This is a genomic window from Serratia sp. BIGb0163 (genome assembly GCF_024809935.1).
In the GTDB taxonomy this organism is placed as follows: Bacteria; Pseudomonadota; Gammaproteobacteria; order Enterobacterales; family Enterobacteriaceae; genus Serratia; species Serratia quinivorans.
This window is the reverse complement of sequence record NZ_JANUDZ010000006.1, coordinates 173,355-198,543: the sequence shown is the minus strand read 5'-3', so window position 1 is coordinate 198,543 and position 25,189 is coordinate 173,355. Positions and strand designations below refer to the sequence as shown.

The following is a 25,189-nucleotide window of genomic DNA, read 5'->3' as shown; positions in this document are numbered from 1 at the left end:
TGATGGCGAAAACGCGCAGTGAAAATTTTTTGTGAGCCAGTCTCTAAAATAGCAAAAAGCGCTCGCTTTGTTGAATAAAATATTCAAATAATGATTTAAGTTTGTGAATTAAAAATTCAAAGGTGAAAAAATGAACTTGGGCGCTTTAGTCTCTGAAACCCGCAATCCGGCCACCATGGGGCTCGACGAGATGTCGACGCTGGAGATGGTGAGCTGTTTTAACCAGGAAGACCGCAAGGTACCGGAGGCGATTGAAAAAGTTTTGCCGGCCATCGCACAAGCGGTGGATCTGGCGGCCGCGGCGTTGAAGGCCGGTGGGCGGTTGATTTATCTGGGGGCCGGCACCAGCGGCCGCCTTGGGGTGTTGGATGCTTCCGAATGTCCGCCGACCTTCGGCGTGCCGCATGGCATGGTGATCGGGCTGATTGCCGGTGGCCCGGGCGCGCTGCTCAAAGCGGTGGAAGGTGCGGAGGATGATGCGGCGCTGGGCGAGGCTGACCTTGTCGCGCTGGATTTGACCGCTACCGATATGGTGGTAGGGCTGGCAGCATCCGGGCGAACACCTTATGTGATTGGTGCACTGCGCTATGCACGCCAATTGGGCTGTCCGACGGCGGCGATCTCCTGTAACCCGGATTCGCCAATCGCCCATGAGGCGCAGGTGGCGATTTCACCGGTGGTGGGGCCGGAAGCCCTGACCGGTTCGACGCGCCTGAAGTCTGGCACTGCGCAGAAACTGGTGCTGAACATGCTGTCGACCGGGGCGATGGTCAAACTGGGTAAAGTCTATGAAAACCTGATGGTGGACGTGAAGGCCACCAACGTAAAACTGGTGGATCGTGCCTGCCGCATCGTGGTGGAAGCCACCGGTGCCGAGCGCAGTCAGGCCGAAGCGGCGCTGACGCAGACCGGTTTTGAAGTCAAACCGGCAATCCTGATGATCCTGGCCGGTATCGACGCACAAGAGGCGCAGCAGCGCTTACAACAGCATGACGGCTATTTGCGCGCGGCATTGACGCGCTAAACCACACCTGGGGCGGGCGATGGACAAGACAACGGCACTGGCGACACAGATTCTGGCGGGCATTGGCGGCGAGGGGAATATCCTCCGGCTGGAGAACTGCATGACACGAGTACGTGTCGAGGTTAGCGATGAGCAACGCCTTGACCTGGCGGCGCTCAAGCAGTTACCGGGTGTTAAGGGCTATATCAAACAGGGCGAACAGCATCAGTTTATTGTTGGGCCGGGTGCCGCTGCCAAGGTGGTCGATGCCATGCGTTCACTGCTCACCGGCGCACCGGTTGCCGTGGCCAGCGGAGATGACGTCGCCCGTAACAAGGCACAAGCCAAACAAAAGTATGCTGCGCCAATGAGCGGCGCGCTGAAAAAGTTGGCCGATGTCTTTATTCCGTTGATCCCGGCGTTCATCGCCTCCGGTCTGATTACCGGCATCATCAACCTGCTGAAACGGCCGGATATTGCCGGCGAACTGGCGCTAAATTACCCTAACGTGCTGGGACTGCTGGCAATTTTTGGCAGCGCCGTGTTCGCCATCATGAATATTCTGGTCGGGGTTAACGCCGCCAGGGTGTTTGGCGGTTCTCAGGCTATGGGCGGCGTGATGGCCGGTATTCTCTCCAGCCCGGCATTGGCGCAAATCACTTTGTTCGGTGAGGCGTTGCAGCCTGGCCGTGGCGGGGTGATTGCAGTGCTGCTGGTGGTGGCGTTGATGTGCTGGGTTGAAAAGCGGCTGCGTAATTGGCTGCCGGAGTCGATCGAGCTGATCCTCAATCCGCTGATCACCACGCTGGTGACCGCATCGTTGGCGATTGTGATCCTGCAGCCGCTGGGCGGCTATATTTCGGATGCCATCGCCCACGGCGCTAACCTGGCTATCGACAAAGGGGGCCTGCTGGTGGGGGCAGTGCTGTCCGGGCTGTTTCTGCCGTTGGTGCTGTCCGGTTTGCATCAGGGGCTGGTGCCGATCCACGTCGAGCTGGTGCAGGCACATGGTTCCAACCCACTGCTGCCGATTTTGGCGATGGCGGGTGTTGGTCAGGTCGGGGCTGCGCTGGCCGTATTAATGAAAACCCGTAATGCACGGCTGAAAAAGGTGATCAAGGGAGCGTTGCCGGTCGGTATTCTCGGCATTGGCGAGCCCTTGATTTTCGGGGTGACCTTGCCGCTGGGGAGGCCCTTTGTCGCCGCGTGTCTCGGCGGTGCCGTGGGCGGGGCGCTGATCAGCTACTGGAAGGTGGCGACGGTGATCACCTTCGGTATCTCGGGTTTACCTTTGGCGTTAACCATTGTCTCGGGTAAGGTGATGTTGTATCTGACGGGTCTGGTGATTACCATTGCCGCTGGATTTATTTTCACCTGGATAATGGGATTCAACGATCCTGAGGAGTAGCGCTTGAGCGAGAAACAGAGCCAACAGGCCGCGGAAGGCCGCCGTGTGGTGTTCTTTGATCTGGACGGCACGCTGCATCAGGAAGACATGTTTGGCAGTTTCTTGCGTTTCTTGTTGCGCCATCTGCCATTGAATCTGTTGCTGGTGGTACCGTTGTTGCCGGTTGTCGGGCTGACGCTGTTGGTGATGGGCCGTGCTGCCCGCTGGCCGATGAGCGTGCTGCTGTGGTCGATTACCTTTGGTCGCTCGGAGGCCCGCTTAAAGGCGCTGGAACAGCGTTTTGTCAGTTATTTCCGCGATAAGGTGACCGCTTTCCCGGTGGTGCAAATGCGTTTGCGCCAGTACCTCGAGGCGCATGATGCGCAGGTATGGCTGATTACCGGTTCGCCGGAGCGTCTGGTGGAGCAGGTGTATCAGGACTCTGCTTTTCTGCCGCAGGTCCACCTGGTGGGCAGCCGTATTTTACGGCGTTACGGTGGTTGGGTGCTGGCTCTGCGTTGCCTGGGGGTACAGAAGGTGACCCAGTTGGAACAGCGTCTCGGCGCGCCGCTGAAGTTATATAGCGGCTACAGCGACAGCAAGCAGGATAACCCTTTGCTGTATTTCTGCGAGCACCGCTGGCGGGTCAGTAAGCTGGGTGAGCTGCAGCAGTTGGAATAACTAAAGGGCGGATATCCGCCCTTTTGCTATTTTGGATAATTACATTGCCGCGCGGAAGATGGCGACGATCTGTTCGTGGGTGGCTTGTATCGGGTTGGTGAAACCGCATGCATCTTTCAAAGCATTGGCCGCCAGCGTATCGAAGTCCTGTTCTTTCACTTTTAAATCGAGCAGCCCAGCCGGGATGCCGACGTCTTTTGCCAGCAAACGAATGGCGGCGATACATGCAGCAGCGCCCTGTGGGTCGTTAAGATGCTTCACATCCAGCCCCATGGCGACGGCGACGTCTTTCAACCGTGGCGCGCAAACCCGGGCGTTGAACTCCTGCACGTGCGGCAGCAGCACCGCGTTACATACCCCATGAGGCAGATCGTAGAAACCGCCAAGCTGGTGCGCCATGGCGTGCACATAACCGAGAGAAGCGTTGTTGAAGGCCATTCCGGCCAGGAACTGGGCGTAAGCCATATTTTCACGCGCCTGCATATTGCTGCCGTCGGCGACCGCGTCGCGCAGCGATTCGGCAATCATGGTGACGGCTTTCAGCGCACAGGCATCGGTAATCGGGTTGGCGGCGCTGGAAACGTAAGCCTCAATCGCGTGGGTTAATGCATCCATCCCGGTGGCGGCGGTCAGGCCTTTCGGCATACCGGCCATCAGGTGCGGGTCGTTGACCGACAGGATTGGGGTGACGTGCTTGTCGACAATCGCCATTTTGATGTGGCGTGCTTCATCGGTGATGATGCAAAAACGGGTCATTTCAGACGCGGTGCCGGCAGTGGTGTTGATGGCAATCATCGGCAACTGCGGTTTGGCGGAGCGATCGACACCTTCATAATCCTTGATCTCTCCGCCGTTGGTCGCGACCAGCGCGATGCCTTTGGCACAGTCGTGCGGTGAGCCGCCGCCAAGAGAAACCACGCAGTCGCAGCGGTGTTCTTGCAGCAGCGCCAGGCCCTGTTTCACGTTAAGGGTAGTTGGGTTAGGGTGAGTACCGTCATAAACGCAGCTTTCAATCTGTTGCGCGACGAGTAACTGTTGAACCTGGGCGACCACGCCGATGTTATTCAACACTTTGTCGGTCACGATCAATGCGTGGCGCAATCCCTGTTGTTTCATGGTCTTTGCCGCTTCGTCCAGACAGCCGGAACCAATCATATTGACGGAAGGGATAAAGAAAGTTGAGGCAGCCATAAGTCACTCCTTGATAAAAGCTTTATTGCTTGCCTCAAACATTACTACGCTAATTATTAAGCGTTTATGATCTATCGCAATTTCGCGGTATACCCGTTGTCTTTTAAACCACCCTGTTGTTAGCTGCGCTGCAGACGTGGCCGGATGTTAATCATCGGTCAGGTCGTGCGGTTTGCGGCCCAGTTGCCATATTTTTTCAGCGTAGTGGCCTAATGCCCACAGGCTCAGACCGAGCAGCACAAAGAAAATCGCCTTTGGCATCGCACCCCAGAAAAACTCGAAAAAGCGGGTATAGAGGTTAATGCCAAGGAAAGTCAGGCCGAACCCGCGCAGCATGCCGTCGTCACGTTTTAGCCCCAGCCAAATGCAGCCGACGGCGACCAGGCCGAACAACAGGCTCCAGTGCAACAGTTCTATTTGACGAGCGTTGTACCAACTGTCGAGGTCACCATAGTTGCCAAAGATTGACAGCAACCACAGGGCAATAAACAGATACAACAAGCCCATCGCCAGGGAAACTCGTTCCAGCCCGCGACTGGCGAGCAGCGGTCGTAACAGCAAAGCCGCGGCGATCAGGACCATCCCGAAGGCAATAAAGCGCATCGGGAAACTCATGCCCAGCCAATAAGCTCCCCAGCCGGACATATAACCGGTTTCGGCGCCGAAGGCGTTGCCGAGTGACAGCAGGGCAAACCACCATACCAGCCCGGAACGGCTGAACCAGCCGATCACCCCATACAATAGGGCGGCGAATATCAGCAGCAGTGAAACCCGGCCGCTGCCGTTATCCAGCCAGACGCCCATCTGCCACAGGGCACAGGCGGTAAACAGCACGGCAACGAACAGCGCCGCCTCATTGCCGTAGCGTTTTTCCGGATGGCGACGACGGCGACGCAGCGCCCAGATATAGCAAAGTGCGGCTACTACGGCAGCGATAGTCATGCGCACCGGTGCGTCGAAGCGGAACAATTCGCTCAAGTGGTAAAGCAGCTCGCTGTCGGCGAACAGGCTGCTGATGGCTATCACCAGCGAAGCCAGCGCCGCGAGAAATGCATAACGCGCCAGTCGTCGCCAGTCGAAGGGCTGCACTTCTACATGCTGCAGCAGCTGTTGCTGTTGTTGTGGGGTCAGCGCGCCTTCACCCACCCAACCGTCCAGTGCTTTTCGCACCACGGCGGCATTTTTTTTGCTGAATTTCATGTTTCCTGTCCCTGAAAAACACCGTTATTCAATCAGTATATACCCGTTGTATTTCAAGCTGCAGAGTTCAACTTTGCTCCCACCTGTAGGGGGCGAATATATTCGCCCCGGCTAACACGGGCGCAGCATGCAGCGCCCCTACTGTGTATAATGCCCGCCGCAAAGTGCACGAGGAATGATGCAATGACTGAATATAATGATGAGTACTGGATGCGTCAGGCATTGCGGTTGGCCCTGCGTGCGCAGGAAGAGGGCGAGGTGCCGGTAGGGGCATTGCTGGTGCTGGATAATCAGGTGATAGGCGAAGGCTGGAACCGACCGATTGGCCGCCACGATCCGACGGCGCATGCGGAAATCATGGCGTTACGGCAGGGCGGGGCGGTGCTACAGAACTACCGTCTGCTGAATGCTACCCTGTACGTGACTCTGGAACCCTGCGTGATGTGTGCAGGCGCTATGGTGCACAGCCGTATTCGTCGGTTGGTGTACGGCGCGGCCGATGTTAAAACCGGTGCGGCAGGGTCGCTGGTGGATATTTTGCGCCACCCCGGCATGAATCATCAGGTGGAGATCCTGTCCGGCGTGCTGGCCGAGGAGTGCGCCGCTACGCTGAGCAACTTTTTCCGCATGCGTCGTGAGCAGCAAAAGGCGTTGAAACAAGCGCAGCGCACCGATGTAGATAACAAGCCGGAATAATCAGAAATTCAGTGCCAGTTCCGGCGTAACGGCCGGATAACCTTTCCCCAGGTCAGCCTGTTCGGCCGCTTCCTGTGCCGCCTTTCTCTCTTTTTCCTGCAAATAACCCACCAGACTGACCTGATAGCGGCGAATGTTTTCCACGTAGTTATAGGCTTCGCGCCCACGCGCATAGCCGTAGGTTAATTGCGGGTAATAGCGTTTCTGGCTGAGCATCGGCAGACGCTGTTTGACGTCGACCCAGCTGTCCGGATTGCCTTTTTGCATTTTGGTCAGTTTGCGGGCATCGAGCATATGGCCCCAGCCCATGTTATAGGCTGCCAGTGAGAACCAGATACGTTCATCTTCCGGCACGCTGTCGGGCACCTTGGCCATTAGCCTTTGCAGGTAGAGGGCACCGCCCTGAATACTTTCCTCGGGATCGAGACGATCGTTAACCCCCAGACCGTCGGCGGTGGCTCGTGTCAGCATCATCAGGCCACGCACGCCGGTCGGTGAGGTTGCCTGCGGGTTCCAGTGCGATTCCTGATAGGCAATGGCCGCCAGCAGCTTCCAGTCGATCTCGCTGGCGTACTTTTCAAACAGCGAACGGAAGGTCGGCAGCACCGAATCGATGGCGGACAGGAAGGTTTTGGTATCGACGTAATCGAAACTGCCTACGTGGCCGAGGTACTTCTCTTCCAGCCGCGCCAGCGTGCCGTCATCCACCATCTGGCTGTAGAAGTCCAGCATTGCCGCATACAGGCTGTCATCGGTGCCGCGTTTCAGATACCAGGTGACCGGTTCTTCATCGGTGACGTCGAACGCCACTGCCAATTGCGGGTGGATGCGTTGCAGCAGCGCGATGGTAACGGAATCGCCGAGGGTGTAATCCAGCTTGCCGTCGGCCACCTGCTCGAGCAGCTCTTTGGAGGTGAGATCGCTGGAGGCTTCCCAACTGAGATCCGGGAATTTACTTTGCTTGAGCTGTTTCAGGGTGCTGACGTGTGCCGAGCCGGAAGCCACCGCCAGTTTGCCTTTAATATCAGCAAAGGTTTTCGGTCTAGCCGTACCCAGGCGATAAACCAACTGTTGGGAAACGGAATAATAAGCCGGGCCAGTGCGCGCACGGCTGAGGCGATCCTGATTGTAGATCAGACCGGCGGCCAACAGGTCGGCATCGTCATCGTCCAAATCGTCAAACAGGTCATTAATGTTCTTGTGCGGGATCACCACCAGTTTCACGCCCAGGTAGTTGGCGAAGCGTTTTGCCAGCTCGTAGTCGAGACCACTCGGCCCCTGCTTGGTGGTGAAATAGGTCAACGGCGAGTTTAGCGTACTGATACGCAACTCTCCGCGCGATTTGATCTCTTCGAGTTGCCCGCCCTGACCGCCGCGCCAGGTAATATTGGGCCACAGGGCGAGCGCCAGAAGCAAGGTAACAACACCGATTAGAATGTAGTTTATTTTAAGGCGTTTCAAATAGTTATCCAGTGGTGGCACACATGCACTGCCGACGGCTGACCAGTCTTTTCTTATGGTTAAATCAACAGTGCCGGGGCATTTTGCGCAACAAAACGCCAGCGCGCAACTTTATTGACACGTTATGACAATTCGAGGGGGCGGAGAGCTTTTATCAATAATAGCTACGCAAACGGTTTCGTCGGCGGCGTAGATTCTCTATAATGGCGCGCGTTTTCCCCCTGTTGCGCCCAATGAAGTGCTGAAGTCAGTTGCTTCGAAGACGAGAGAACTTTGATTATGGAAATACTGCGTGGTTCGCCCGCTTTGTCGGCTTTTCGTGTTACCAAACTGCTGTCCCGCTGCCAGGACGCTCAACTTCCGGTCAGTGATATCTACGCCGAGTACGTCCACTTTGCTGATGTTAGCGCACCGTTAAATACCGAAGAGCACGCCAAGCTCGCGCGCCTGCTCAAGTACGGCCCCTCTCTCGCCGAACATGCCCCTGAAGGCCGCCTGCTGTTGGTGACGCCGCGTCCGGGTACCCTTTCTCCGTGGTCTTCCAAAGCCAGCGATATTGCCCATAACTGCGGTTTGAAGCAGGTGCTGCGGCTGGAGCGCGGTCTGGCGTTCTACGTCAAAGCAGAGGCGCTGACCGAAGCCCAATGGCAGCAGCTTGCCACGTTGTTGCACGACCGCATGATGGAAACCGTCTTCAGCAGCCTGCAACAGGCGGAGCAACTGTTCGCTCAGCATCAGCCGGCACCTTACCAGAGGGTCGATATGCTGGGGGAAGGGCGCAGCGCGCTGGAGCAGGCTAACCTCAAGCTGGGCCTGGCACTGGCCGAAGACGAAATCGACTATCTGCTGAATGCCTTTACCGGTCTGGGGCGCAACCCGACGGATATCGAACTCTACATGTTCGCGCAGGCCAACTCCGAGCACTGCCGCCATAAAATTTTCAATGCCGATTGGATCATCGACGGCGAACAGCAACCGAAGTCGCTGTTCAAAATGATCAAAAATACCTTCGAACAGACGCCGGATTACGTGTTGTCGGCATATAAAGACAACGCGGCCGTGATGGAAGGCTCGCAGGTCGGTCGGTTCTTCGCCGCACCGGAAAGCGGCCAGTATGACTACCATCAGGAAGCCGCTCATATCCTGATGAAGGTGGAAACTCATAACCACCCAACGGCGATCTCCCCATGGCCGGGTGCGGCTACCGGCTCCGGCGGCGAGATCCGTGACGAAGGCGCGACTGGCCGCGGTGCCAAACCCAAGGCCGGTCTGGTAGGCTTCTCGGTTTCCAACCTGCGTATTCCCGGTTTTGAACAGCCATGGGAGCAGGATTTCGGCAAGCCAGACCGCATTGTGACGGCACTGGACATCATGACCGACGGCCCATTGGGCGGTGCGGCGTTCAATAACGAATTCGGCCGTCCGGCGCTGGTGGGGTATTTCCGTACCTATGAAGAGCAGGTCAACAGCCATAACGGCGTAGAACTGCGTGGCTACCACAAGCCGATCATGCTGGCGGGCGGTATCGGTAACATCCGCGCCGACCACGTGCAGAAAGCTGAAATCACCGTCGGTGCCAAACTGGTGGTGCTGGGTGGCCCGGCAATGAATATCGGCCTGGGCGGCGGCGCGGCATCATCCATGGCCTCCGGCCAGTCTGATGCCGATCTGGATTTCGCTTCGGTACAGCGCGACAACCCGGAAATGGAACGTCGTTGCCAGGAAGTGATCGACCGCTGCTGGCAGTTGGGCGAACAAAACCCGATTCTGTTTATCCACGATGTCGGTGCCGGTGGCTTGTCCAACGCCATGCCTGAACTGGTCAGCGACGGTGGCCGCGGTGGTCGTTTCGAACTGCGTGATATTCTGAACGATGAGCCGGGCATGAGTCCGCTGGAAGTCTGGTGTAACGAATCGCAGGAACGTTATGTGATGGCGATTGCACCGGCGCAGATGGCGCAGTTTGACGAGATTTGCCGCCGTGAGCGTGCGCCTTATGCGGTGATCGGTGAAGCCACCGAAGAACAACATTTGACGCTGAACGACAGCCATTTCGACAATCAGCCGATCGACATGCCGCTGGACGTGCTGCTGGGCAAAACGCCGAAGATGACGCGTGACGTGACTCGTCTGCAGGCCAAAGGCCAGCCGCTGCAGCGTGACGAGATCACCCTGAATGATGCGGTCAACCGCGTACTGCATCTGCCGGCGGTTGCAGAGAAAACCTTCCTGATCACCATTGGCGACCGTACCGTGACCGGTATGGTGGCACGCGATCAGATGGTCGGCCCGTGGCAGATCCCGGTGGCCGACTGTGCGGTTACCACCGCCAGCCTGGACAGCTATTACGGTGAAGCGATGTCGATCGGCGAACGTGCGCCGGTAGCCCTGCTGGACTTCGCTGCCTCTGGCCGCCTGGCGGTCGGGGAAGCGCTGACCAACCTGGCCGCGACCGAAATCGGTTCGCTCAAACGCGTGAAGCTTTCCGCTAACTGGATGGCGGCAGCCGGTCACCCGGGTGAAGACGCCGGTCTGTATGAAGCGGTGAAAGCGGTGGGCGAAGAACTTTGTCCGGCGCTGGGTATCACTATTCCAGTGGGCAAAGACTCGATGTCGATGAAAACCCGCTGGCAGGAAGGCAACGAACAGCGCGAAATGACCTCGCCGCTGTCACTGGTGATCACCGGTTTTGCTCGTGTAGAAGATGTCCGCCACACCGTGACGCCACAACTGCGTACCGATAAGGGCGACAGCGCACTGCTGCTGATCGACCTGGGTAACGGCCATAACGCGCTGGGTGCCACTGCGTTGGCGCAGGTTTATCGTCAACTGGGCGACAAACCGGCCGACGTGCGCAACGTTGAGCAGTTGGCGGGCTTCTTTAACGCCATGCAGCAGTTGGTGGCCGATCGCGCGCTGCTGGCTTATCACGACCGTTCCGACGGCGGCCTGTTGGTTACGTTGGCGGAAATGGCGTTTGCCGGCCACTGCGGCGTGCAGGTGGATATCAAAGCGCTGGGCGACGATGCGCTGGCTGCGCTGTTCAACGAAGAGTTGGGCGCAGTGATCCAGGTTACGGCTGACCAGCTTGCAGCGGTACAGCAGGTATTTGCTCAGCACGGCCTGACGGACAATGTTCATCACATCGGCAGCGTGCAGACTGGCGATCGCTTTGTGATCACACAGGGCGATAAAACGGTATACAGCGAAAGCCGCGCCACGCTGCGCACCTGGTGGGCGGAAACCACCTGGCAGATGCAACGTCTGCGTGATAACCCGGAATGTGCCGATCAGGAACACCAGGCCAAGCAGGATGAGCGCGATCCTGGTCTGAACGTCAAACTGAGCTTTGCTCCGGAAGAAGACATTGCTGCGCCGTACATCGCCAAGGGCGCACGTCCTAAAGTGGCGGTACTGCGTGAGCAGGGGGTTAACTCTCACGTTGAGATGGCGGCAGCATTCCATCGCGCCGGTTTTGATGCGGTAGACGTGCATATGAGCGATTTGCTGGAAGGCCGTCGCGACCTGCAGGACTTCCATACGCTGGTGGCCTGCGGCGGCTTCTCGTACGGTGACGTATTGGGTGCCGGTGAAGGCTGGGCGAAGTCTATTCTGTTCAACGATCGCGTCCGTGATGAGTTCGAATCCTTCTTCCACCGTCCGCAGACCCTGGCGTTGGGCGTGTGTAACGGTTGCCAGATGATGTCGAACCTGCGCGACCTGATCCCAGGGGCTGAACATTGGCCGCGTTTCGTACGCAATTTGTCAGACCGTTTTGAAGCGCGTTTCAGCCTGGTGGAGGTGGCGGCCAGCCCGTCGCTGTTCATGCAGGGTATGGCGGGTTCACGCATGCCGATCGCCGTCTCGCACGGTGAAGGGTACGTCGAGGTGCGCGATGCTGCACATCTGGCGGCTCTGGAGCACCATAACCTGGTGGCGTTGCGCTTTGTCGATAATGCCGGTCAGGTCACGGAAACCTACCCAGCCAACCCGAACGGTTCACCGAACGGGATCACCGCAGTGACCAGCAGCAATGGCCGTGCGACGGTGATGATGCCGCATCCGGAGCGGGTATTCCGCACCGTCAGCAACTCGTGGCATCCGGAAGAGTGGGGCGAAGACAGCCCGTGGATGCGTATGTTCCGCAACGCCCGTAAGCAACTGGGTTAAGCGAGCATTTAGCGGTAGCCTGAGGGGCGCAAGAGATTGCGCCCCTTTTTATTGCGCTGCCTGCTGAGGGTTGTCGGTATTTTGCGACAGCGGCTATTTTAACTGTCTCTAAAAAGAGACACATAACTCATTGATTTGTAATGGTGTAAAATTAATTGGCTTAAGTTGTCGGTTTTTGGCGACAGGGTGGCGTTTTTTTCTTCGCCGGATACGCGGTTAATTTGTGTGTTTTGACAGTGAATAAATATTTTATTCATAAATATCAATGAGTTAAAAATAACTTGAAAAGTTGGCACGCTAAGTGCATTATTCTGCCCAGTTGCTCATTCAACTATTTATGACGGCCCCGTATTTAGACGGAATTGTTGCCTCATAAGCCTCCGAATGATGCCAAAGAAATGGTGCCTATCGTCCAACCAAACCGATAACAGACGCGCAAGCGCTTTATCAAGCATCGGGCGACACGTGGAGTGAGGCACCGCCTGTATCCAACTGTGATGAGTGTTCATCAATCCCGGATACGTACGGATGCTATTCGTCCTGTTCGATGCCAGCCATGTGCTACATCACCCTGGGGACGAGATTCAAGGGCATCCACACATTCTTGCGATGGGGCAGCTCTGCCCCAGCGTCAAATCTTCAAAGTCCTGTTTACCCCTCTTTCATTAGCGACAGATCCAAACGCAAACTTCTGCCCAAGGCCCACTTGACGGTATTTTCCTGACGCTGCGCTGAACACCGGGCTTTCCTCTCATCGGCGACTCGGTTAGCATCGGAGCAACTAGAGACAGTGAGATGATTTCATTGAAAAGATGGCGTTTATTTCCCCGATCGCTGCGCCAACTGGTGCTGATGGCGTTCCTGCTGGTGCTGCTGCCACTGCTGGTGCTGGCCTATCAGGCTTACCAGAGCTTGGATCACCTCAGCGCGCAGGCGGCAGACATCAACCGCACCACGCTGGTGGATGCGCGACGCAGTGAGGCAATGACCAGCGTGGCGCTGGAAATGGAACGCAGTTACCGCCAGTATTGCGTACTGGTCGATCCCACTCTGGCGCGGTTGTACCAAAACCAGCGCAAACAGTATTCACAGATGCTCGATGCCCACGCGCCGATCCTGCCGGATGAACGCTATTATCAAACCTTGCGCGATCTGCTGACCCAGCTTGCGGCGATTAAATGCCAAAGCAGCGGCCCGGACGCACAGGCTTCGACGTTGCTGGAGTCATTCTCGCGTTCCAATGCCGAAATGGTGCAGGCCACGCGCGCCGTGGTGTTCTCTCGCGGCCAGCAGTTACAGCAGGCGATTGCCGAGCGCGGTCAGTTCTTCGGCTGGCAGGCATTGATGCTGTTTCTGGTCAGCGTAATGCTGGTGGTGTTATTCACCCGGATGATTATCGGCCCGGTAAAAGCGGTAGAGCGAATGATCAACCGCCTGGGGGAAGGTCGGGCGTTGGGCAGTACCGACTCTTTCAAAGGGCCGCGTGAACTGCGTTCTCTGGCTCAGCGCATTATTTGGCTGAGTGAACGTCTGGCGTGGCTGGAGTCGCAGCGCCATGAGTTCCTGCGCCATATCTCGCATGAGCTGAAGACGCCGTTGGCCAGCATGCGTGAGGGCACCGAATTGCTGGCGGACGAAGTGGCCGGTCCGCTGACCTCCGATCAAAAAGAGGTGGTGACCATTCTCGACGGCAGCAGTCGCCACCTGCAGCAACTGATTGAACAACTGCTGGATTACAACCGCAAACTGGCCGATGGCCCGGCAGAGCATGAGAATGTCGAGCTGAAAGAAATGGTCGAAATGGTGGTGGCGGCACACAGTTTGCCGGCCCGGGCAAAATTGATCCGCACCGAGATCCAATTGGATGCGGAAATATGCTGGGCAGAGCCTACGCTATTAATGCGCGTGCTGGATAATCTCTACTCCAATGCGGTGCACTACGGCAAGGAATCCGGTAACATTTGGATCCGCAGCCGTCAGGTTGGGCAACGGGTGCAGATTGATGTCGCCAACAGCGGCACGCCGATCCCCGAAGCCGAGAGAACCATGATTTTTGAGCCTTTTTTCCAGGGTAGTCACCAGCGAAAAGGGGCGGTAAAAGGAAGCGGTCTGGGGCTGAGCATTGCGCAGGATTGTATCCGCCGCATGCGTGGCGAACTGCAGTTGGTTGAAGTCGCCGGCACCGACGTCTGCTTCCGTATTGAATTGCCATTAACCGCCGAGAATGAATAATAATGTACACATGGTCTAAACGCCTTCGTCTCTCGCAGACCGAACGTTCACCGCGTGCCACACAGGGCACGCCGCTCGGCAAGCGTCGATTTTCCTTTTTAGGCAGCGTTCTTTTTATGCCGTTTCTGTTGGCGGGTTGCGTCGATCGTGCGGTTAGCGGTGGCCTGAATCAGCCGCAGCAAGAAGCGATCCCGGACACCAAAGTGGTGGATTATCGCATCGCAGCCTGCGACAGCCTGTGGCCGCTCGACGAAAAAGACGCGTTGAATAACTCACTTTACTGGCTGCGAGCCATGGACTGTGCCGATCGTATCGGTTCAACCCAGGCGCGTGCGCTGGCGAAAACCCTGCCTGGCAACAGCTGGGACGGTATTTTCAAGCAAAGTATCCTGTTGGCCAGTGCCGAGCCGACCTCGGGCGAACGTCGCCAGATGATCGACCGTCTGAACAGTTACCGCATGGAGTTCCCAAGCTCACTGCGCCCGCTGTTGCAGCTGTGGCGTCAACAGCAGGTACTGCAGATCACCCTGTTTGATGAAAAGGCGCGCTATCAGCACCTGCAGGAAAGCTCCGACAGCCAGATAGATACGCTGCGTCAGAGCCAGATACGTTTACAGGCGCAGCTGCAGGATACCTCGCGCAAGCTGGAAAACCTGACCGATATCGAACGCCAGCTCTCTTCGCGCAAGCAGATGCAGAGTGACATCCCGGACAACGGCGGCACGCAGCAAAAAACTGACGCCACGGGCAAGAAAGTTGCGCCAGCCAAGGCTGCGGAATCGGATGCTGAACCTGAGAAGGGTACCGCTTTGCCGGTGGAGCCGGAAGATACCTACGCGCCGCCCCCCGCTAACAAGGAGTCTCACGCGCAATGACCGCACGCAAACCGGCCAATTTGTTATTGGTTGACGACGATCCCAGCCTGCTTAAGCTGCTGGGGATGCGCCTGACCAGCGAAGGTTTTCATGTCACCACCGCCGAAAGCGGCCAGGAAGCGCTGCGCCTGTTAGGGCGTGAGAAGATTGATCTGGTGATCAGCGATCTGCGGATGGATGAAATGGACGGCATGGCGCTGTTTGCCGAAATCCAGAAGCATCAGCCCGGCATGCCGGTGATCATTCTTACCGCCCATGGTTCAATCCCGGACGCGGTGGCGGCTACCCAGCAAGGGGTGTTCAGCTTCCTGACCAAACCGGTGGATCGTGATGCGCTGTATAAAGCCATCGACGATGCCCTATCGCTGTCACTGCCGGCCGGTGATGACAGTTGGCGTGAAGACATCGTCACCCGCAGCCCGATTATGCTGCGCCTGCTGGAGCAGGCAAAAATGGTGGCGCAGTCGGACGTCAGCGTATTGATTAACGGCCACAGCGGCACAGGTAAAGAGGTGTTGGCACAGGCTATCCACGGTGCCAGTCCTCGCGGTAAAAAGGCGTTTATCGCCATTAACTGCGGGGCGCTGCCGGAGCAACTGCTGGAGTCCGAGCTGTTTGGCCATGCCAAAGGGGCCTTTACCGGCGCGGTCAGCAGCCGCGAAGGGCTGTTCCAGGCGGCAGCCGGCGGCACGCTGTTCCTTGACGAGATCGGCGATATGCCGCTTTCGCTGCAGGTCAAGCTGTTGCGCGTATTGCAGGAGCGCAAGGTACGCCCGCTGGGTAGCAACCGCGATCTGGACATTGACGTTCGCATCATTTCCGCCACTCACCGCGATCTGCAAAAGGCGATGGCGAAAAACGAATTCCGCGAGGATTTGTACTACCGGCTGAACGTGGTGAACCTGAAGATCCCGGCGTTGAATGAGCGTGCCGAGGATATCCCGCTGCTGGCCAATCATCTGCTACGCGAATCGGCCAAGCGACACAAACCCTTCGTTCGCAGCTTCTCAACGGACGCCATGAAACGCCTGATGACCGCCACCTGGCCGGGCAACGTGCGCCAACTGGTGAACGTCATCGAGCAGTGTGTGGCCCTGACCTCTGCGCCGGTGATCAGCGAAGCGCTGGTTGAGCAGGCGTTGGAAGGGGAAAATACCGCCTTGCCGACCTTTGTCGAGGCCCGCAATCAGTTTGAGTTGCACTATCTGCGCAAGCTGTTGCAGATCACCAAGGGTAACGTGACCCAGGCCGCGCGCATGGCAGGCCGCAACCGTACCGAGTTTTATAAATTGCTGTCGCGTCATGAACTGGACGCCAACGATTTTAAAGAATGATGTTTTCCGCCGCAGCCTGCGCACGCAGGTTCTCAACAAACGCGACGGAATGATTTACACTCCGTTCTCTTGTTTGTGGCGTGGCCCAACACAGAGCACCATGGAACGTATTAAGCGGGATCCTAAACAATGAGCAGATCACTTTCCATCGCACTGGCCCAGCTGAATCTGCTGGTCGGTGACATTGAAGGCAACACCGAACGCATGTTGCAAACCGTGCAAGAGCAGCAGAAGGCGGGAGCCGATCTGGTCATGTTCACCGAGTTGGCGCTCTCCGGCTATCCGCCGGAAGACCTGCTGTACCGCAACGATTTTTACCAGCGCTGTGACGCGCAGCTGCAACGTCTGCAGCAGGCATCTGCCGAGGTCGCCATTCTGGTTGGCCATCCGTGGCGTGAAGGCGACAAGCTGTATAATGCGCTGTCTCTGTTCTCCGAAGGGCAGTTGCTGGCGCGTTACTTCAAGCAGCAGTTGCCGAACTACGGCGTTTTCGATGAGAAACGCTACTTCCAGGCCGGTAGTGAAACCTGCGTGGTTGAGCTGAAAGGCTATCAATTGGGCCTGCTGATTTGCGAAGATCTGTGGTTCCCAGGGCCGGTCGATGCCGCCAAGGCGGCCGGTGCCGAAATGATTTTGTCGATCAACGCCTCGCCGTACAACCGCGAAAAACCGTATATCCGCAAAACGTTAATGGCCGGCCATTGCCAACGTACCCATCTGCCGCTGGTGTATCTGAACCAGATTGGCGGGCAGGATGAACTGATTTTCGACGGCTGTTCGAAGGTGTTCGATGCGGCCGGTAACATGACCCATCGCCTGACCGCATTTGCCGAGCAGGTGACCCTGCTTGAGCTCAATGAGCTGGAGGTGGTGCCAATGACCGCTCCGGCGGCCGAGCTGCCGCAGTTGGCGCAGGTGTACGAAGCCCTGGTGTTGGCGGTGCGCGATTACGTCACTAAAAACGGCTTTAAGGGCGCGGTACTGGGGTTGTCTGGCGGTATCGATTCGGCGCTGACGCTGGCGATTGCCGTCGATGCCTTGGGCAAAGATAAAGTGCAGGCGCTGATGATGCCGTTCCGCTACACCGCGGATATCAGTATCGCTGACGCCAAAGAAGAAGCTGAAATCCTCGGCATTGAATTCGACATCGTCTCTATTGAACCTATGTTCGACGCCTTTATGGGCCAGCTGACGCCAATGTTTGCCGGCACCGAACGCGACACCACCGAAGAGAACCTGCAGGCACGCTGCCGCGGCGTGGTGTTGATGGCGCTGTCCAACAAGCGCCGCAGCATCGTGTTGACCACCGGCAACAAAAGCGAGATGGCCGTAGGTTACGCCACGCTGTATGGTGATATGGCAGGTGGCTTCGACGTGCTGAAAGACGTACCGAAAACGCTGGTGTTCAAGCTGTCCGAATACCGCAATACCGTCTCATACGTGATCCCGCAGCGGGTTATCGATCGTCCACCGTCCGCAGAGCTGGCGCCGGATCAGCTCGATCAGGACAGCCTGCCGCCGTACGACATTCTGGATGCAATTCTGGAAGGTTACGTCGAACGCGATAAGTCGGTTGCCGATCTGGTGGCCGAAGGCTTCGACGAGGCGATCGTGCGCAAGGTTATCCGCCTGGTGGATATCAACGAATACAAACGGCGTCAGGCCGCCGTCGGGCCGCGCATCACCGCCCGCAATTTCGGCAAAGACCGCCGCTACCCAATCACATCCGGCTTTGGCCGCAAAAATTGGTAAAGGAAACAAGATGAAAAAGATCGACGCTATTATCAAGCCGTTCAAACTGGATGATGTCCGTGAAGCGCTGGCTGAGGTTGGCATTACCGGGATGACCGTCACCGAAGTGAAAGGCTTCGGCCGCCAGAAGGGCCACACCGAGCTGTACCGTGGCGCGGAGTACATGGTCGATTTTCTGCCGAAGGTGAAAATTGAGATCGTGGTGGCCGACGATATCGTCGATACCTGCGTCGAGACCATCATGCAGACCGCGCAAACCGGCAAAATCGGCGATGGCAAAATCTTTGTCTTCGACGTGGCACGCGTAGTGCGTATCCGTACCGGCGAGCAGGACGAAGAAGCAATCTGATTTATTGAGATACTCGGGCCTAGCGCACCGAGGGGCGCTCCGGCAGCTAAAGCTGCTACGACCCCTTCGGCACGCTCTCCCTAATAACAGGCTTTATCAGTCGCTTGGGGGCGCGGTTCAATACTGCGCCCTTGTTGTATCTGCTGTTCTGCTCCTGCCGACTCCTCCTTCTTTTGCAGTCATTCCTGTTGTGAGCATTCTAAAAAAGCGAAGGCTGTCGCGTTTTTAATAGTTTTCCCGATCGCTTTGCGCGCGGCATCTACACTCAATCCAACTGTTTTGATTGAGGTTGTGACCTATGATGACGCTACGCCAAATTCGCCACTTCATTGCGGTGGCGGAAACCGGTTCGATCTCCGCCGCCGCCCAGGCGGTGTTTGTTTCACAATCCTCGCTGACGCTGGCCATCCAGCAACTGGAGACCGACATTGGCGTGCGGCTGTTTGATCGCCACGCCAAGGGCATGAACCTGACGCATCAGGGCCATCAGTTTCTGCGCCAGTCTTACCTGATCCTCGCCACGGTGGATAACGCCAAGCGCAGCCTGCAACTGGGTACCGAAAGCCTGACCGGCAAGCTGACCATTGGCGTGACCAGCCTGGTGGCCGGGTACTTTTTGGTCGAACTGCTCAAGCGGTTTAAATCGGCCTATCCCAATGTCACCATTCAGATGATCGAAGATGAGCGTCCTTATATTGAGCACCTGCTGGTGAGCGGGGAGATCGATATCGGTGTACTGATACTGTCGAATATTGAGGATCGTGATGCGTTACAGACCGAAGTGCTGATGCACTCGCCTTATCGTCTGTGGTTACCGCCGCTGCATCCGTTGCTGGATCATGAAAGTATCGGGTTGGCGGATGTGGCGAAGCTGCCGCTGATCCAGCTGAATGCCGACGAAATGGACGTGCATGCGCGGCGTATCTGGGCGCGCGCCGGAGTGAAACCGGAGATCGCCATGAAAACCGGTTCGACGGAGGCGGTGCGCAGCCTGGTAGCGGCGGGCATGGGCGTCTCGATCCTGCCGGACATGGCCTATCGCGCCTGGTCGCTGGAGGGCAACATGATTGAAGCCCGCAAGCTGGTGGATCTGCTGGAGCCGCTCGACATCGGCCTGGCCTGGCGACGCGGCAGTGCGCGGCCGGAACTGGTCACGCCTTTCCTCACCATTGCCCGTGAGAATGGCAATATGCACGCTGCCGGGCTGAAGCATTCGATTTAATCGAACGCGGCGTTCAGTATTTAGAATTTGTTGGCTGCCTGATGCTCGCTTAGTCTGATTGAAACTAACTTATTCACATTTGGTTAACGTTTGGGTCACTTAGGGGCAATACACCATGGCAGATGTGCACCTCCTTTCAGGTTTATCCTGTCAGCAATTCATTAACGGTCAGTCGGTCGAAGGCGAAGGCCAGCAGGAGTGCATCGTTAATCCGGCCAATGGCGAAACGCTGGTTTCCATCACCGAAGCCTCATCGGCGCAGGTCGGCAGTGCGGTTAAGGCGGCGCAGCAGGCTTTCGGCCACTGGTCGCGCACCACACCGGCCTACCGTGCTTCCATTCTGCTACGTATTGCCGACGCCATCGAACGGCAGGCCTCGCGCCTGGCTGGTCTGGAGGCGCTCAACTGCGGAAAACCACTGCATCAGGCGCTCAATGACGATCTGCCGGCCGCCGTCGACGTGTTTCGTTTCTTTGCCGGCGCGGTGCGCACCCAGCAGGGGCAACTGGCCGGTGAATATATTGAAGGGCACACCTCGATGATCCGCCGCGACCCCATTGGCGTGGTGGCCTCGATTGCGCCATGGAACTACCCGTTGATGATGGCGGCGTGGAAGATCGCACCGGCGCTGGCGGCGGGCAACACCGTAGTATTCAAACCTTCCGAACACACCCCGCTGACCATTCTTGCGCTGGTGCCCGCACTGCAGGACATCCTGCCGCCGGGCGTGCTGAACATCATCTATGGCGGTGGCGAAGGGGTCGGTAGCCATCTGGTCGGGCATCCGCAGGTGCGTTTGGTCTCGGTGACCGGCGATATTGTCACCGGGCAAAAAATTCTGCAGGCCGCGGCGAAAAGCGTTAAACGCACGCATCTCGAACTGGGCGGCAAGGCCCCGGTGATTGTCTGTGACGACGCCGACCTGGATGAAGTGGTCAACAGCATCCGCACCTACGGCTACTACAACGCTGGGCAAGACTGCACCGCCGCCTGCCGCATCTACGCGCAAGCGGGGATCTATCCGAAGCTGGTGGAAGCGCTGGGCGAGGCGGTTGCCAGCCTGCGCTTTGCCCGCAAGCGCGATGAAGATAACGAAATCGGCCCGCTGATCAGCAGCCGCCAGCGCGATCGCGTGGCCAGCTTTGTCGAGCGGGCGCTCAGCCAGCCGCATATTGAGTTGATTACCGGCGCCGCCGCGCACTCCGGTCCGGGTTTCTATTACCAACCCACGCTGCTGGCCGGCTGCCTGCAAAGCGACGAAATCGTCCAGCGCGAGGTATTCGGCCCGGTGGTGAGCGTCACCCGCTTCGAACATCTGGAGCAGGCGGTCAACTGGGCCAACGATTCCGAATACGGCCTGGCCTCGTCGGTCTGGACGCAGAATATCGATCGAGCGCTGCATATTGCCGCACATCTGCAATACGGCAGCACCTGGATCAACACCCATTTCACCCTGGCGAGTGAGATGCCACACGGCGGTCTGAAACGCTCCGGCTACGGCAAAGATCTTTCCAGTGATTCACTGCAGGACTACAGCGTAGTCAGGCATGTAATGGCGAAGTTTAAAGCCAGCTTCTAATGAAAACTACAGCGGCAGCCGTTCCCTGCCGCACACAGATACGCAACACAGGGGTTATTACGATGGGAAAAACTACCGCAGTCACCACCACAGTTTCCGCACTCTGTTTCACCGTGCTTTGCGGCCTGGCCCAGGCGGCAGACTTGCCGCAGGCGCTGGGTAAAGGCGAAGGGCGACTGGATATCATCGCCTGGCCGGGCTATATCGAACGTGGCCAGTCCGATAAAAACTATGACTGGGTCAGCCAGTTTGAAAAGCAAACCAGCTGCGCGGTGAATGTGAAAACCGCCGCCACCTCCGATGAAATGGTCAGCCTGATGGCCAAGGGCGGGTACGATCTGGTCACCGCTTCCGGCGACGCCTCGCTGCGATTGATCTTCGGTAAACGGGTGCAGCCGATCAACACTGCACTGATCCCCAACTGGAAAAATATCGACCCGCGCCTGCTGAACGGTGCCTGGTACACCGTTGACGGCAAAACCTACGGCACGCCTTATCAGTGGGGGCCAAACCTGCTGATGTACAACACCAAAACCTTCCCAACGCCGCCAGACAGCTGGGCGGTAGTGTTCCAGCAACAGAACCTGCCGGACGGCAAGACCAATCAGGGCCGGGTGCAGGCCTACGACGGGCCGATTTACATCGCCGATGCGGCGCTGTTCCTGAAGGCCACGCAACCGCAGCTTGGCATCAGCGATCCGTACCAACTGAACGAAGAGCAGTATCAGGCCGCCTTGAAGCTATTGCGCACCCAGCATGCCTTGATCCACCGCTACTGGCATGACACCTCGGTGCAGATGAGCGATTTCAAAAACGAAGGCGTGGTGGCCTCCAGCGCCTGGCCCTATCAGGCCAATGCTCTGAAAGGAGAAGGCCAGCCGATTGGCACCGTGTTCCCGAAAGAGGGGGTTACCGGTTGGGCGGACACCACCATGCTGCACAGTGATGCCAAGCATCCGAACTGTGCTTACCTGTGGATGAACTGGTCGCTGGAGCCGAAAGTGCAGGGCGATGTTGCCGCCTGGTTTGGTTCGGTACCGGCATCACCGGCGGGCTGCAAGGCCAGCACGCTACTGGGCGACAAAGGTTGTGAAACCAACGGCTTCAACCAGTTCGACAAGATTGCCTTCTGGAAAACGCCGCAGGCACAGGGCGGCAAATTCGTGCCATACAGCCGCTGGACTCAGGACTATATCGCCATCATGGGCGGTCGCTAACCCGCGGGGGCGTAGCCTGCTACGCCCGATTAATGCCTTTCAGGAGCGCAGATCATGACCATTGCCGTGCAATTTATCGATGTTTCGCGGAGCTTCGGCGAGGTTCGCGCCGTGGATCGGGTTTCTATCGAGATACAGGACGGGGAATTTTTCTCCATGCTCGGGCCTTCCGGCTCGGGCAAAACCACCTGCCTGCGACTGATCGCCGGCTTTGAACAACTCAGCGCCGGTTCGATCCGCATTCACGGTCAGGAAGCGGCTAACCTGCCGCCGTATCAGCGCGACGTGAATACCGTATTCCAGGATTACGCCCTGTTCCCGCACATGTCGGTACTGGAAAACGTCGCCTATGGATTGATGGTGAAGGGCGTCGCCAAACGTGAACGGCTGGCACGGGCACAGGAAGCGCTGGACAGCGTGGCGCTGGGTTTCGTGGCCGAGCGTAAGCCGGCGCATCTTTCCGGTGGCCAGCGTCAACGGGTCGCATTGGCCCGCGCGTTGGTGAACCGACCGCGGGTGCTGTTGCTGGACGAACCGCTGGGCGCGCTGGACCTCAAGCTGCGTGAACAGATGCAGGGCGAACTGAAAAAGCTGCAGCGCCAACTGGGGATCACCTTTATTTTCGTCACCCACGATCAGAGCGAAGCCTTGTCGATGTCTGACCGGGTGGCGGTGTTCAACAACGGGCGAATCGAGCAGGTGGATGCGCCGCGTGAATTGTACATGCGGCCGAAGACGCCGTTTGTTGCCGAGTTTGTCGGCACCTCTAACGTGGTGCGCAGCGAACTGGCTCAGCGTTTACTCGGCCAGACCGCCACTTTCTCGATCCGCCCCGAGCATATTCGCCTAATGGATCAGGCCGGTGCCGCGCAGGGTGAAATCCAGGTGCAGGGATTGCTGCAAGAGATCCATTATCAGGGGGCGGCCACGCGCTACGAAATTGCGTTGAGCAGCGGTGAGAAACTGCTGGTCAGCGAGGCGAATCCTCAGTGGCATGCCGCCGGGCAGCAGCATCTGATCGGTCAGCCGGTCACCGCCTGCTGGTCACGTGAGGCGATGGTGCCCCTGCTGGAGGAGAGGTGAGATGGAGATGAGCATCGACTATCCCGCGCCGCGCCGCGGTACTCTGCGCGCCCTGTCGACCTTTCTCTATCGCCGGCCGACGCTGTACCTGTTGCTGTTATTGGTTCCACCGCTGTTGTGGTTCGGCGCGGTGTACCTTGGCTCATTACTGACGCTGCTGTGGCAGGGATTTTATACTTTCGACGACTTCACCATGACGGTGACGCCGGATCTGACCTTCGATAACCTGCGGGCGCTGTTCAACCCGGCCAACTACGACATTATTCTGCGCACATTGACCATGGCGGTGCTGGTGTCGCTGGCCAGTGCGGTGTTGGCGTTCCCGATTGCTTACTACATGGCGCGTTACACCAGTGGCCGCGTCAAAGCGTTCTTTTATATCGCGGTGATGATGCCGATGTGGGCCAGCTATATCGTCAAGGCCTACGCCTGGACGCTGCTGCTGGCAAAGGATGGTGTGGCGCAGTGGTTCCTGCAACATCTGGGGCTGGAGCCGGTGTTGGCGGCAATCCTCACCGTGCCGGGCGTTGGAGGCAATACCCTGTCGACCTCGGGGCTGGGGCGTTTTCTGGTGTTTGTTTATATCTGGCTGCCGTTCATGATCCTGCCGATCCAGGCGGCGCTGGAACGCCTGCCGCCTTCGTTGCTGCATGCCTCGGCGGATTTGGGCGCGCGTCCGTCGCAGACTTTCCGTTACGTGATCCTGCCGTTGGCGGTGCCGGGCATTGCCGCCGGGTCGATCTTCACCTTCTCGCTGACGCTGGGGGACTTTATTGTGCCGCAGCTGGTAGGGCCGCCGGGCTATTTCATCGGCAGCATGGTGTACGCCCAGCAAGGGGCGATCGGCAATATGCCGATGGCAGCGGCCTTTACCCTGGTGCCGATTGTGTTGATCGCGATTTATCTTTCCATTGTGAAACGTCTGGGGGCCTTCGATGCACTCTGAGCGCGCACCATTAGGGCTGAAACTGGCCGCCTGGGGCGGTCTGATCTTCCTGCATTTCCCGCTGGCGATTATCGCCATCTACGCCTTCAACACCGAGGACGCAGCGTTCAGCTTCCCGCCGAAGGGCTTTACGCTGCATTGGTTTAGTGTCGCTGCCGGTCGGCAGGACATTATCGATGCGATGCTGCTTTCCGCGCAGATTGCTGCGCTGGCGACGGCGGTGGCGCTGGTGCTGGGCACCCTGGCGGCGGCGGCGCTGTACCGGCGTGATTTCTTCGGTAAGGACAGCATTTCACTGTTGCTGCTGTTACCTATCGCGCTGCCGGGCATTGTTACCGGTCTGGCGCTGCTGGCGGCGTTCAAGGCGCTGAATATCGAGCCGGGAGTTCTGACCATCGTGATCGGTCATGCCACCTTCTGCGTGGTGATCGTATTCAACAATGTCATCGCTCGTTTCCGCCGGACTTCCCATAGCCTGATCGAGGCTTCCATGGATCTCGGTGCCGATGGTTGGCAAACCTTCCGCTACGTGATGCTGCCCAACCTGGGTTCAGCATTGCTGGCCGGTGGCATGCTGGCGTTCGCACTGTCGTTTGATGAAATCATTGTTACCACCTTTACCGCCGGGCATGAGCGCACGCTGCCGCTGTGGCTGCTCAATCAGCTCGGTCGTCCGCGCGATGTGCCGATCACCAACGTGGTGGCGCTGTCGGTGATGTTGCTGACCATGATCCCGATTTTGGGGGCCTATTACCTGACCAAGGGCGGCGAAAGCGTCGCCGGCAGCAGCAAATAAATAGCCTCTTGGTCC

At 57.8% G+C, this 25,189-nt stretch carries 19 protein-coding genes; 16 read left to right on the top strand and 3 right to left on the bottom strand.

The annotated features are described in order from the left end of the window. Positions 1-130: 130 nt before the first annotated feature. Genes murQ through yfhb form a run of 3 tightly spaced genes read left to right on the top strand, consistent with a single transcriptional unit; the run spans position 131 to position 3,071 of the window. On the top strand, positions 131-1,024 hold the full coding sequence (gene murQ, locus M2406_RS19800) for an N-acetylmuramic acid 6-phosphate etherase (protein ID WP_115184002.1): 894 nt from the start codon (positions 131-133) through the stop codon (positions 1,022-1,024). Positions 1,025-1,043: 19 nt separating this feature from the next. Next, positions 1,044-2,411, top strand: a complete 1,368-nt coding sequence (locus M2406_RS19795; RefSeq protein WP_135345062.1) for a PTS transporter subunit EIIC — start codon at positions 1,044-1,046, stop codon at positions 2,409-2,411. A 3-nt stretch (positions 2,412-2,414) separates the two neighbouring features. Continuing rightward, positions 2,415-3,071 (top strand): phosphatidylglycerophosphatase C, encoded by a 657-nt coding sequence (yfhb, locus tag M2406_RS19790; RefSeq protein WP_115184004.1) that lies wholly within the window; start codon positions 2,415-2,417, stop codon positions 3,069-3,071. A gap of 39 nt (positions 3,072-3,110) precedes the next feature. Here yfhb and yiaY read toward each other — a convergent pair whose 3' ends face one another. Next, on the bottom strand, positions 3,111-4,262 hold the full coding sequence (yiaY, locus tag M2406_RS19785; RefSeq protein WP_218218632.1) for an L-threonine dehydrogenase: 1,152 nt from the start codon (positions 4,260-4,262) through the stop codon (positions 3,111-3,113). Between the two features lie 147 nt (positions 4,263-4,409). Continuing rightward, on the bottom strand, positions 4,410-5,462 hold the full coding sequence (locus M2406_RS19780) for a DUF2157 domain-containing protein (RefSeq protein WP_259191080.1): 1,053 nt from the start codon (positions 5,460-5,462) through the stop codon (positions 4,410-4,412). Positions 5,463-5,612: 150 nt separating this feature from the next. Here M2406_RS19780 and tadA point away from each other — a divergent pair, with 150 nt between their 5' ends. Beyond that, the gene (gene tadA / locus M2406_RS19775) at positions 5,613-6,158 is read left to right on the top strand and encodes a tRNA adenosine(34) deaminase TadA (protein ID WP_375189166.1); all 546 of its coding nucleotides are present in this window, start codon (positions 5,613-5,615) and stop codon (positions 6,156-6,158) included. Here the strand turns inward: tadA and mltF are convergent, their stop codons facing one another. After that, complete coding sequence (gene mltF / locus M2406_RS19770) at positions 6,159-7,619, bottom strand: membrane-bound lytic murein transglycosylase MltF (RefSeq protein ID WP_026142494.1); 1,461 nt, start codon at positions 7,617-7,619, stop codon at positions 6,159-6,161. A gap of 279 nt (positions 7,620-7,898) precedes the next feature. Between mltF and purL the strand changes: the two genes are divergently transcribed. The 12 genes from purL (at position 7,899) to M2406_RS19710 (ending at position 25,174) form a co-directional block, all read left to right on the top strand. After that, a complete protein-coding gene (purL, locus tag M2406_RS19765) occupies positions 7,899-11,789 on the top strand; it encodes a phosphoribosylformylglycinamidine synthase (protein WP_259191079.1) in 3,891 nt (1,296 codons plus the stop codon). A 795-nt stretch (positions 11,790-12,584) separates the two neighbouring features. After that, positions 12,585-14,021: a HAMP domain-containing sensor histidine kinase gene (locus M2406_RS19760; protein WP_012146359.1), complete on the top strand. Its 1,437-nt coding sequence runs from the start codon at positions 12,585-12,587 to the stop codon at positions 14,019-14,021. A gap of 2 nt (positions 14,022-14,023) precedes the next feature. Next, positions 14,024-14,896 carry a two-component system QseEF-associated lipoprotein QseG gene (gene qseG, locus M2406_RS19755; RefSeq protein ID WP_115184008.1) on the top strand — a complete coding sequence of 291 codons (873 nt, stop codon included), beginning with the start codon at positions 14,024-14,026 and terminating at the stop codon, positions 14,894-14,896. Next, a complete protein-coding gene (gene glrR, locus M2406_RS19750; RefSeq protein WP_012146357.1) occupies positions 14,893-16,230 on the top strand; it encodes a two-component system response regulator GlrR in 1,338 nt (445 codons plus the stop codon). The genes qseG and glrR overlap by 4 nt, the downstream gene beginning before the upstream one ends. A 129-nt stretch (positions 16,231-16,359) precedes the next feature. Continuing rightward, a complete protein-coding gene (locus M2406_RS19745) occupies positions 16,360-17,982 on the top strand; it encodes an NAD+ synthase (protein WP_012146356.1) in 1,623 nt (540 codons plus the stop codon). Between the two features lie 10 nt (positions 17,983-17,992). Continuing rightward, entirely contained in the window at positions 17,993-18,331 is a 339-nt protein-coding gene (glnB, locus tag M2406_RS19740; RefSeq protein ID WP_004847623.1) for a nitrogen regulatory protein P-II, read from the top strand. Between the two features lie 298 nt (positions 18,332-18,629). Next, positions 18,630-19,553 carry a LysR substrate-binding domain-containing protein gene (locus tag M2406_RS19735; RefSeq protein ID WP_012146355.1) on the top strand — a complete coding sequence of 308 codons (924 nt, stop codon included), beginning with the start codon at positions 18,630-18,632 and terminating at the stop codon, positions 19,551-19,553. Positions 19,554-19,668: 115 nt separating this feature from the next. Next, positions 19,669-21,132, top strand: coding sequence for a gamma-aminobutyraldehyde dehydrogenase (locus M2406_RS19730; RefSeq protein ID WP_259191078.1), 1,464 nt, complete (start codon positions 19,669-19,671; stop codon positions 21,130-21,132). 62 nt (positions 21,133-21,194) lie between these two features. Next, a complete protein-coding gene (gene ydcS / locus M2406_RS19725) occupies positions 21,195-22,349 on the top strand; it encodes a putative ABC transporter substrate-binding protein YdcS (protein WP_012146353.1) in 1,155 nt (384 codons plus the stop codon). A gap of 54 nt (positions 22,350-22,403) precedes the next feature. Further along, positions 22,404-23,432 (top strand): ABC transporter ATP-binding protein, encoded by a 1,029-nt coding sequence (locus M2406_RS19720; RefSeq protein ID WP_012146352.1) that lies wholly within the window; start codon positions 22,404-22,406, stop codon positions 23,430-23,432. 7 nt (positions 23,433-23,439) lie between these two features. Next, positions 23,440-24,378, top strand: a complete 939-nt coding sequence (locus M2406_RS19715; RefSeq protein ID WP_369804750.1) for an ABC transporter permease — start codon at positions 23,440-23,442, stop codon at positions 24,376-24,378. Next, on the top strand, positions 24,368-25,174 hold the full coding sequence (locus tag M2406_RS19710) for an ABC transporter permease (RefSeq protein WP_112363261.1): 807 nt from the start codon (positions 24,368-24,370) through the stop codon (positions 25,172-25,174). The genes M2406_RS19715 and M2406_RS19710 overlap by 11 nt, the downstream gene beginning before the upstream one ends. The last annotated feature ends 15 nt before the right edge of the window (positions 25,175-25,189 follow it).

What these genes read in the sequence shown, in the direction of transcription:
- murQ (WP_115184002.1), top strand. Translation starts at nt 131, where the DNA reads ATGAACTTGGGCGCTTTAGTCTCTGAAACCCGCAATCCGGCCACCATG.
- M2406_RS19795 (WP_135345062.1), top strand. Translation starts at nt 1,044, where the DNA reads ATGGACAAGACAACGGCACTGGCGACACAGATTCTGGCGGGCATTGGC.
- yiaY (WP_218218632.1), bottom strand. Translation starts at nt 4,262, where the DNA reads ATGGCTGCCTCAACTTTCTTTATCCCTTCCGTCAATATGATTGGTTCC.
- M2406_RS19780 (WP_259191080.1), bottom strand. Translation starts at nt 5,462, where the DNA reads ATGAAATTCAGCAAAAAAAATGCCGCCGTGGTGCGAAAAGCACTGGAC.
- tadA (WP_375189166.1), top strand. Translation starts at nt 5,613, where the DNA reads ATGCCCGCCGCAAAGTGCACGAGGAATGATGCAATGACTGAATATAAT.
- purL (WP_259191079.1), top strand. Translation starts at nt 7,899, where the DNA reads ATGGAAATACTGCGTGGTTCGCCCGCTTTGTCGGCTTTTCGTGTTACC.
- M2406_RS19760 (WP_012146359.1), top strand. Translation starts at nt 12,585, where the DNA reads ATGATTTCATTGAAAAGATGGCGTTTATTTCCCCGATCGCTGCGCCAA.
- qseG (WP_115184008.1), top strand. Translation starts at nt 14,024, where the DNA reads ATGTACACATGGTCTAAACGCCTTCGTCTCTCGCAGACCGAACGTTCA.
- glrR (WP_012146357.1), top strand. Translation starts at nt 14,893, where the DNA reads ATGACCGCACGCAAACCGGCCAATTTGTTATTGGTTGACGACGATCCC.
- M2406_RS19745 (WP_012146356.1), top strand. Translation starts at nt 16,360, where the DNA reads ATGAGCAGATCACTTTCCATCGCACTGGCCCAGCTGAATCTGCTGGTC.
- glnB (WP_004847623.1), top strand. Translation starts at nt 17,993, where the DNA reads ATGAAAAAGATCGACGCTATTATCAAGCCGTTCAAACTGGATGATGTC.
- M2406_RS19735 (WP_012146355.1), top strand. Translation starts at nt 18,630, where the DNA reads ATGATGACGCTACGCCAAATTCGCCACTTCATTGCGGTGGCGGAAACC.
- M2406_RS19730 (WP_259191078.1), top strand. Translation starts at nt 19,669, where the DNA reads ATGGCAGATGTGCACCTCCTTTCAGGTTTATCCTGTCAGCAATTCATT.
- ydcS (WP_012146353.1), top strand. Translation starts at nt 21,195, where the DNA reads ATGGGAAAAACTACCGCAGTCACCACCACAGTTTCCGCACTCTGTTTC.
- M2406_RS19720 (WP_012146352.1), top strand. Translation starts at nt 22,404, where the DNA reads ATGACCATTGCCGTGCAATTTATCGATGTTTCGCGGAGCTTCGGCGAG.
- M2406_RS19715 (WP_369804750.1), top strand. Translation starts at nt 23,440, where the DNA reads ATGAGCATCGACTATCCCGCGCCGCGCCGCGGTACTCTGCGCGCCCTG.
- M2406_RS19710 (WP_112363261.1), top strand. Translation starts at nt 24,368, where the DNA reads ATGCACTCTGAGCGCGCACCATTAGGGCTGAAACTGGCCGCCTGGGGC.